The organism is Candidatus Peregrinibacteria bacterium (assembly GCA_016699145.1).
Classification (GTDB): Bacteria; Patescibacteriota; Gracilibacteria; order UBA1369; family 2-02-FULL-48-14.
On sequence record CP064962.1, the window covers coordinates 1,112,485 to 1,121,154 of the forward strand.

At 46.8% G+C, this 8,670-nt stretch carries 10 protein-coding genes; all 10 read left to right on the forward strand.

The features are described from left to right. The first annotated feature begins 178 nt into the window (after nucleotides 1–178). Complete coding sequence (locus tag IPG41_06175) at nucleotides 179–349, forward strand: hypothetical protein (GenBank protein QQR54742.1); 171 nt, start codon at nucleotides 179–181, stop codon at nucleotides 347–349. Between the two features lie 161 nt (nucleotides 350–510). Continuing rightward, on the forward strand, nucleotides 511–786 hold the full coding sequence (locus IPG41_06180; protein QQR54743.1) for a hypothetical protein: 276 nt from the start codon (nucleotides 511–513) through the stop codon (nucleotides 784–786). Between the two features lie 216 nt (nucleotides 787–1,002). Further along, nucleotides 1,003–1,527, forward strand: coding sequence for a 50S ribosomal protein L10 (locus tag IPG41_06185; GenBank protein ID QQR54744.1), 525 nt, complete (start codon nucleotides 1,003–1,005; stop codon nucleotides 1,525–1,527). A 38-nt stretch (nucleotides 1,528–1,565) separates the two neighbouring features. After that, entirely contained in the window at nucleotides 1,566–1,958 is a 393-nt protein-coding gene (gene rplL / locus IPG41_06190; protein ID QQR54745.1) for a 50S ribosomal protein L7/L12, read from the forward strand. 99 nt (nucleotides 1,959–2,057) lie between these two features. Continuing rightward, a complete protein-coding gene (locus tag IPG41_06195; protein QQR54746.1) occupies nucleotides 2,058–3,533 on the forward strand; it encodes a hypothetical protein in 1,476 nt (491 codons plus the stop codon). Between the two features lie 66 nt (nucleotides 3,534–3,599). Continuing rightward, the gene (locus tag IPG41_06200; GenBank protein QQR54747.1) at nucleotides 3,600–4,850 is read left to right on the forward strand and encodes a hypothetical protein; all 1,251 of its coding nucleotides are present in this window, start codon (nucleotides 3,600–3,602) and stop codon (nucleotides 4,848–4,850) included. Further along, nucleotides 4,843–5,418, forward strand: coding sequence for a hypothetical protein (locus IPG41_06205; GenBank protein ID QQR54748.1), 576 nt, complete (start codon nucleotides 4,843–4,845; stop codon nucleotides 5,416–5,418). Before IPG41_06200 ends, IPG41_06205 begins: the two co-directional genes overlap by 8 nt. Nucleotides 5,419–5,420: 2 nt before the next feature. Beyond that, entirely contained in the window at nucleotides 5,421–6,671 is a 1,251-nt protein-coding gene (locus tag IPG41_06210; GenBank protein QQR54749.1) for a type II/IV secretion system protein, read from the forward strand. Between the two features lie 2 nt (nucleotides 6,672–6,673). Continuing rightward, nucleotides 6,674–7,876 carry a type II secretion system F family protein gene (locus IPG41_06215; protein QQR54750.1) on the forward strand — a complete coding sequence of 401 codons (1,203 nt, stop codon included), beginning with the start codon at nucleotides 6,674–6,676 and terminating at the stop codon, nucleotides 7,874–7,876. Between the two features lie 70 nt (nucleotides 7,877–7,946). Further along, nucleotides 7,947–8,534: a prepilin-type N-terminal cleavage/methylation domain-containing protein gene (locus tag IPG41_06220; GenBank protein QQR54751.1), complete on the forward strand. Its 588-nt coding sequence runs from the start codon at nucleotides 7,947–7,949 to the stop codon at nucleotides 8,532–8,534. Nucleotides 8,535–8,670: the final 136 nt, after the last annotated feature.

Consider the following 8,670-nt stretch of genomic DNA (forward strand, 5'->3'; position numbering starts at 1 on the left):
CGAAAACCTATACTTACTTGTAATATGCATACGCTTTATGAATCACACTTTCTTTTTTAGCAGCTTTTTCTCCTTCGCCCCCAGCGAGGCTGCTCAAGTGTGAACGCATAAAGTTTATCACCCACACAGAAGCCTCGCAGGAATGCGAGGATTTTTTTAATTGATTCACCCCATCAATATGCCAGAAGAATGTCCAGGAACAGATGAACCCGCCATGGCAGCACATGAAACCCAAAGTGCATCGCCAGGAGAAGTAGATAAGATTTTAGAACGAGCCCAGCAGGCTGCTGCTGTCCTAGGCTTAAGTCAAGCTACAAGAGAAATGGTAGGCGATGCTTTCAATTTCTAAACCTAAAGACCTCCTAAATCATGAACCGACTTTATTTCTATTTTTTCACCCTCTTCAACGCGAGCTTGACCCTCGTGGTGCTGAATCGTGATCGATTTTGACGCCACTCACACTCTTTACCTCTCAAGCTCGCTCTGGCGAGTTTTTTTAAACCTTTATTTATGACTGAAACTACTCTTTCCACTATCAAGTTATGCCCCACACGGCGAATACGACTCCATGTACTTCTGGATCAAGAACTTCAAGTAGCCCTCCTCTCCAACACAGGTCGCCTACGTGAGGTGATCCAAGGTGTTTTAGCACTTCCTGACGGAGCTCATTCTGCTCCAGAGGCTTTACAGGAGCTCAATCAGACTTCCTGGTGGATTGACCTCGGTGGCAGCCACGTTCAAGGAGTGGACCTCCTGCACCAATTGAATGCGGTTCTGCTTCCTTGACTTCCCTGTCCATTCCTTATAGAATCCGCCTGCGTTCGAAGACAGTGGGCATTTCGCACCAGCGAAAAGAAGACCTACCGAGAGCAGCAGGCTAACCTGTAAAAAGGTCCAGTCCTAAGTTTGTCTCAACGCGAGTTGAGTTGTTTGAGGTATTCACCCTAAAGGGTTCATGCCTCCAACGAGGTCGCCTCCACTCTAAAGAAAAATTGCATTACTATGGCAACAACTCGCACAAAGAAAGAAAGCACACTGAAGGAACTTCGAGAGAAGTTTGAAAAAGCTCAATCGGTAGCCTTCGGTCAGTATGCTGGACTCACGGTGGAACAAGTCTCCAAGCTCCGCAAGGAACTTCGTGCCGCTGGAGTTGAATTCAAGGTTGCAAAACGCACCTTGTTTAAGATTGCCGCCAAAGAGCAGGGCTTCGAACTTCCCGATGAAATCATGGAAGGAACCGTGGGCGCCGCCTTCTCCTATGAAGACAGCGTTGCGGGTCCTCGCCTTTTGAAAAAACTCGGAAAAGATTTTGAAAAGCTCCAACTCATGGGTGGTATTATGGAAGGAAAAGTGATGACCGTCGCTCAAATGAAGGAAATCGCCGGACTTCCCTCCAAACAAGAACTTCTCGCAAAATTCGTGGGCCTTATGCGCGCACCTTTGCAAGGCTTCTACGGGGCTATTCAATCCCCTCTTGGATCTTTTGTTCGTGCTGCTTCACAGTACGCGGAAAAGAAACCCGCTTAATTTATTCCCGGCTTTTGCCGATTTAACACTCTATTAATATGGCTGACGTAGAACTCTCCAAAGAGGGTAAGGCCCTCATCGAGGCTCTCGAAAAACTCAACATTGTTGAACTCAACAACGTTGTTAAATTCATGGAACAAGAGTACGGAATTTCCGCTGCTCCTGTGGCTATGGCTGCTCCTATGGGCGGTGCCGCTGCTGGCGCTGCTGCTGAAGAAGAAAAGACTTCTTTCAACGTTAAACTCACTGACTCTGGTGCTCAAAAGATCGGTGTGATCAAGGTCGTTCGTGAACTCACTGGACTCGGTCTCAAAGAGGCTAAGGATGTGGTTGATGCGAACGGTATGGTTATGGAAAACGCTGACAAGGCTAAGGCTGACGAGGCTAAAAAAGCTCTCGAAGCAGCTGGAGCTAAGGTTGAACTTCAATAGTTTCGCCCTCTGGTCTATTCAAAGTTCAAAAACCCTCGGGAACGGGGGTTTTTGCTAAAGGGACAATTTTATTGTATAATTGCCACAGTTATCCTCGCCATGGATTTAAAACACATCTGGGAACCGATTTGGAAGAAAAATCCTGCTTTACAAAAAATCATGGAAAAGCACGGAAATGTGAGTGTTTATGAATATGTAAAAACTTTCCTTACGCCCAGCGATTTTAAACCTGAAAGGCAAGAAGAATGGCTCACGGTTTTTGCTGAACTTTTGGAGCCACGCCTAGGCAGGGAAGTGAGCATAGCAGTGACTGAGCAACTGCGAAACCTGCCCTTGGTTTCCACGGCCGATCATCACGCCCCCCTCGATGAACCCTATTGGGTGAACACCAACCTCGTGCACAGTTTGGCACAAGAGGCAGCCGGGAACGCCTACTGCATCGCCCTTTCTTTTGCCAGCATTTCTTTGAACACGGCTCTTGGTTACCCTCGAGGACTTTTGATGCACGGCGCAAAAATACCTCCAGAAAATCAATTTTACCCTGAAGAAAAACTGCTTCGCCTCTCGTATTTTGGCGACAAAGATAAAATGTCGGTGGTCTATGGTTTTCGTCCCTTTCAAAAAGAAGATTTTGAACGTCTCACCAACGCCATCCAACTCAAAATGAAGGAAGGCAACCTCTCAAATACCGATGGAATTCAATTGAAAACTTGGTGTGAGCACTATTTTCTAGATCCGGATTTTTTAAAGCAAAAAGACTATTCCAGCCAAATCACTGTCTTGAATTATAAAGCTTGGCCCAGCCTCTTTTCCGAAGGCCATTCTGGACCACGCATCGTGTACTTGGAGATTGAAACTCTGGTCGCCGAACTCTTGAAACGCGTGCATTTCAAACAGCCCGACTCACCTCTTTACAAACTGCTATTCACTCCTGAAGGGCGTGCAGCTTTTGTTCAAAATTTTGAAGGAGTACATGGAGCTTTTTGTGCGCATGAAAACGAGGGAACGTATTATTTTTGGGGCCTGGATGACAAAGGTCACCGAGTGCGGCTTTTTTTGAAGGACGACTGTTTGCATTCCGAAACCAAAGACATTTGCATCACCTTAACTCCCGAAGCGTTCGAATCCGCCATGAAAGCTGGAAAAATCTTCCCCAGCATGGCGCTTTGTTACATTGTGATTGCTTTTTATTATGGCTTACATTGCCTCGGCGGAAGCAGCCAAATCAAAGATTTGGAACGAAGCAAACAAGCCTGGATGCAAGTCTTGCAAGCCATGAACTGTCCTGCCGAAGCCGAAAGCATTTCAAAATGTCCAACTCAAGATTTAGTGGGAAGCATTGCTTTGTCCACTTTAGAGTGGCCTTCCAAGGGCCGAGCCTTACCAACGGGCATAGATCTAGCCCTTTTGAAAGAGAAAAACAGCTTCAACGATTGCATTGAACGGGCCCAAAAAATTGCCTTAAACGAAGCCCTTTTATTATACATCAAGGACTTTTACATCGATTTTTGCCAGGAACTGCCCTTCCCTGAGGAGGAGCTTCGTCCAATTGTAAGGGCCCCGGTCCTGCAATGAGGGGTTGAGGTTGCCATAAAAGGCTTTTTTTGCTATACTTATAGGAATAAATAAAAATAAAACGGTATGGCAAATGAGCTCAACCCTGCACTCGGTTCACCGAAGCTGTTTCCAGGGTTAAAAAATGCAAACGCTGAAAGCCCTGCTATGCCCCAAGCCATGGCCGGGGGACAGCTCACTGAAGAATCCAAAAACGTGTTCACAGAGCTTTTTGGGAAAGACGCTTCGCAAAAAAATGCAGCCATGATGAACACCGTGGTGGCGCAAAACGATAGAAAAAACATCTCTTATTTCGGGGCAAAACCCAAAACTCCAGAGCTCGCTTTGAAAAATTTTGCAAAGCACAGTTCTCGTCCTGGTGCCGCCGTTTTAAAAGCTTCCATTTTAGTCCTCTTTTTAGCAGCTTTTGTTTTTGGGACGCAAACCCGTTCTCAGCTGTCCATTTTTGGAGTGAATCCGGCGCTTCGCCTCGAAACGGTTCAAATGCAAGTTGAAGAATTGAACGCCGAAGTGCTCGTGCAAAAACACCTCGCCTCTGCCTTGCTCCTTGATGAATTTTCCAACATGGCGGATGAATATTTGTATGCCCGTTCTCAAGTGGAATCGACTTACACTTCTTCCAATAAACGCGAAGAATACGAAGCCTCTTCCAAAAAACTCAAAACAGAAATTGTAAGCTTGCTCAGCCAAGTCCAAACAAAATTGGCAGGAGAAATCACTCCTGAAGAAACGGTTTTAGCCGTTCAAGTGGCCGACGAACTCATTGGTCAACTGCAAGGACAAAGCGGCAGCGTGGATGAGCAAAGTTTGCAACAAGAAATACGCGATTTACAAACCACCAAAGCACTGCTTCAGAACAATGCATTCCGCAATCAAATGGCAAGTTTAGACATGACAGCACTAGATGAAACCCTCATCCAATCGATTTTTGAAAATTTCAGCACCATGAATGCCAGTCTCAACGCAACCATCAACAGCATTCAAAGCACGCGCATTGCTTGGTCGCTTTATTTAGATGAAATCGAATCCATCACAAAGCGCGTGGACCCTCTTTTCAACACCGAATTTCAAAGCAGCTTGATGCTGACAGACCTCATTTTGAAAGAAGACGGAACGGTTTCAGTTTCAGGCGTGGTGCGCACGGACGATTCCAAAAATTTCACCCTCGTTTCAAATTTGATCGATGCTTTTGAAGCCTCTCCACATTTTGAAAAAGTGGAAGAACGTTCCTACAGCAAAAGTGAAGAAGAAGAGAGCTACACCAGCAATTTCCGCCTTTCGATGACGCTGCAAACTAACCCCGATTCCGATGAATGATCGACACCAACTGTTTTTGGGTCTCTTCGTTTTTACACTCACACTGGCTCTGGGTGTGTGGCAATGGAGCGAACTTCAAGGCATGAAGGAACAAACCCAGGCCTTGCAAAGTGAGGCCAGCAATCTCACTTCTTTCAGCGAAGAATTGGCAGATGAATACAAAGTTATAAAAGTGGATGTGACCGCCGCTCGCGAAGAAACCGAGCAAGCCCTTTCTGAAGTGTTTCCCGTGGGAGAAAATTTAACGGCTCTCACTCGTTTATTTGATGATTACGCCGTAAAAAACAATTTTGAAAGCAATCCTTTTTTTATCAGTAGCATTCAATACAGCACTGAAAATCCAGATGCATCCGCGGCCACTTACCGCAGTTTGACTTTGAATCTCAACGCCACTGCTTCCAAAAAAAACCTGAGCAAATTCTTAGAAATGGTTGAAAATTCCGGCTCTTTAGAAGCTTCGGATCGTTTGATGAGCGTGCAAGGTTTGACAATCTCTTACCCCGATGAATACGGAGGCACTTATGCCCTGAAGGCCGAATTACAGGCTTACTACACCTCCGCTCTTTGATTATGAACCCAAAACTCCAAGCATTGCAGGACGCGATTGTAGGGGGAAACATCCCTCAATTGGTGATGAATGCGGTGTCTTATGCCATCGACATGCGTTCTTCCGACATCCACATTGAACCCCAACAAAGCACGGTTCAAATGCGTTACCGCGTGGACGGTTCGTTGCAACGCATTGTGGAGTACCCGCACAACATTCATCCGGCTGTGGTTTCGCGCATCAAAATCATGTCGAATTTAAAAATCGATGAACAGCGAATCCCGCAAGATGGACGGGCTCAAGTCACCACACAGGAAGGTCGCGAACTCGATTTGCGTGTGTCCAGTTTGCCCACAGTGAATGGAGAAAAAATGGTGATGCGTATTCAAGACAAATCCAAAGAAATTCCAAGCTTCGAAAAATTGGGCATCAGCGGGAATGCGCTCAAAGCCTTCACAGAGGCTCTCAGTTTGCCTAATGGAGTTTTGCTCACGTCGGGGCCCACGGGTTCGGGTAAAACCACGACGCTTTACGCCGCTTTGCAACTTTTGAATAAGCCGGATGTGAACATCATGACCATTGAAGATCCGGTAGAAATTCAAATGAATGGACTCAATCAATCGCAAGTGCATCCCGACATCGATTACAATTTTGCCTTTGGGCTGCGTACCGCGCTGCGTCAAGACCCCGACATCATCATGGTGGGGGAAATTCGTGATCGTGAAACAGTGGATGTGGCCATTGAAGCCTCATTGACCGGTCACCTTGTTTTGTCCACCATTCATACCAATTCAGCAGTAGAAACGCTCACTCGTATTTTGAACATGGGCGTGCCCGGATTTTTGATGACCGCAACCATCAACGCCATTATGGCTCAACGCCTAGTGCGCCGCCTCTGCGACAAATGCAAAAAAATCACACTCACCGACGCTCAAACCCTGGAACGGGTGAAGGCGGCGCTGAGTCATCTGCACCCTGGTGAACCCCGCGATTCTGCACAAATGGCCGCTTTGCAATTTTTTGGCCCCGGCGGCGTGGCCTGCGAACAATGCAACGGCGTGGGCTATTACGGACGCGTGGGACTTTATGAGGTTTTAAAAATGAACAATTCCATTCGTGAAATGATTCTGAAAAACGCCTCTAGTATGGAAATTCAAGAAGCCGCGATAAAAAGTGGAATGGTCACTCTCGAACAAGCCGGCATCTTAAAAGCCCTCGCTGGCATCACTTCACTCGAAGAAGTTTATTCTGTAGCTCGTCCTGAATCCGCTTGATTATGAATGTAGACAACCCCAACACGACGCGTCTCGACATTGGGCTTTCACGCGAAGACCAAGAACGAATTGAGAATTTGCGCACCGTGAATTTGGATAAAAAATCGCGCAATCCATCGACGTTTTTTAAACAATTGAATGATGCGGTCATTGGATGGACTAAAATTTCATTGCGAGAAAAGGTGACTTTTTTTCAATTGCTCGCCGTGATGATCAACGCAGGCATGCCTATCATTCGCTCGCTTTACGTTTTGGCAGATCAGCTCAAAAACCTCAAACTCAAAGTGGTGATTCGAAAATTGGCCCTTGAAATGGAGGAAGGAAAAAGCCTTTCGCAAGCCATGGAGAGTCATCCCAGCGTATTTTCTGCCGCAGACCGGGGCATGGTGGCCAGCGGCGAAGCTTCAGGAAATTTAAATGCCATTTTGAACGACATCGCTCACCAATCTGAAAAAAGTGCCATGATCATTTCAAAAGTGCGTGGAGCCATGATTTATCCAGCCGCCATTTTAATCATCATGGGACTGTGCCTCTTTCTTATTTTGACCATGGTGGTGCCCAAACTCACCGACTTATTCACCAGCAGCGGAAAAGCCTTGCCAACCAGCACCAACTTGCTTTTGAAAACTTCGGCTTGGGCTCAAGAATATTGGTTAGCGGTCTTATTGCTTTTTTTGGCCTTCATGCTCGGCCTCATTCTGATGCACCAAACCAAAAAAGGACGTTACAGCATCGATCTTGTGCTTTTGCGTCTCCCCATTTTTGGCAAATTGATCCGTGAACTCATGATTTCCCGTTTTGCACGTATGCTCGCCAGTTTGATGAAAGCCGGAGTGCCCATTGTGCGAGCGCTAGAAATCGATTCCAATGCCCTGGGCAACACCGTGTATCAACAGCGTGTGAATTTTGCCTCTCAAGACGTGGCTCAAGGGATTCCTCTCGGGGAAAACCTGAGTGGAAGCGATTTTCTTTTCCCACCCATGGTGGCTTCCATGGTGCTGGTCGGGGAGCAAACCGCCAATCTTTCAGAAGTTTGTGGGAAAATTGCAGATTACTATGAAGAGGAAGTGGACAATGCCGTGGCTTCGCTTTCCAAACTGATGGAGCCCGTCATTCTGGTGGTCATGGGAGGCATGGTCGGGTTCATTGTGGCGGCAATCATGCAGCCCATCATTTCGCTTTCAGACATTTCCAGCTCCATATAAAAGAGAGCGCTTGCAATTTCAAAGTGACGGAGTAGTATTCTTAAGAAACGTCATTTTAACCATTTACGTCATGAATCTCAGTCCTCTTCGCCGACGAGCGTTCACTCTAATTGAGCTTTTAATTGTCATCACCATCATTGGGATTTTAGCCGTCGCGCTGATCCCAAGACTCACCGGAGGTCCCGGTCGCGCCCGCGATGCTCAGCGCCAAGCCGATTTGCAACAAATCGCAACGGCCATGGAATTTTTGTACAACGACCGAGGGGCTTACCCCAATTTCTCTGGATGCGTCAGCGACATGACCGATCTCAGCAGCTATTTGACCACAGTACCCAGTGATCCTTCCAGCCGCGCCGTTTCTGCCACTCACATCAGTGGAACAGGAGCTCCCACATGTTCAACAGGTTACGCGTATGTGGGCTTGAACGGAGGATCTGCTCCGACGAGCACCTATGGCACTTACAATTCCACCGGTTATTTGCTCATTGCTGATTTGGAAACAGAAACCACACGTGGGCAATCCATTTATGGAGGAGCCACCGCCTTTGCCTTAACCTGGAATGCAACGGCAGCCAGCAATTTCAGCAGCAACTCTACTAAATTGTGTAGCAGTTCTTCGTGTACCGCGACCAATGTTTGGTTGATGTCCGGACGATGATCTCAAGCTAGAAGCCATCTCAAAAAATCCAATTAAAGCCCTTCCCAGCGAGGGGCTTTTTTGTTTGTCAGGAAATATTTTTATATTAATCAAGTCGAAATCATCTCAACAGATTAAATTCGAGGGTAAAGCCCAA

Bases quoted from the DNA above. Each gene is read 5' to 3' on its own strand.
- IPG41_06195 (QQR54746.1), top strand. From the start codon at position 2,058: ATGGATTTAAAACACATCTGGGAACCGATTTGGAAGAAAAATCCTGCT.
- IPG41_06180 (QQR54743.1), top strand. From the start codon at position 511: ATGACTGAAACTACTCTTTCCACTATCAAGTTATGCCCCACACGGCGA.
- IPG41_06185 (QQR54744.1), top strand. From the start codon at position 1,003: ATGGCAACAACTCGCACAAAGAAAGAAAGCACACTGAAGGAACTTCGA.
- IPG41_06200 (QQR54747.1), top strand. From the start codon at position 3,600: ATGGCAAATGAGCTCAACCCTGCACTCGGTTCACCGAAGCTGTTTCCA.
- rplL (QQR54745.1), top strand. From the start codon at position 1,566: ATGGCTGACGTAGAACTCTCCAAAGAGGGTAAGGCCCTCATCGAGGCT.
- IPG41_06210 (QQR54749.1), top strand. From the start codon at position 5,421: ATGAACCCAAAACTCCAAGCATTGCAGGACGCGATTGTAGGGGGAAAC.
- IPG41_06215 (QQR54750.1), top strand. From the start codon at position 6,674: ATGAATGTAGACAACCCCAACACGACGCGTCTCGACATTGGGCTTTCA.
- IPG41_06175 (QQR54742.1), top strand. From the start codon at position 179: ATGCCAGAAGAATGTCCAGGAACAGATGAACCCGCCATGGCAGCACAT.
- IPG41_06205 (QQR54748.1), top strand. From the start codon at position 4,843: ATGAATGATCGACACCAACTGTTTTTGGGTCTCTTCGTTTTTACACTC.
- IPG41_06220 (QQR54751.1), top strand. From the start codon at position 7,947: ATGAATCTCAGTCCTCTTCGCCGACGAGCGTTCACTCTAATTGAGCTT.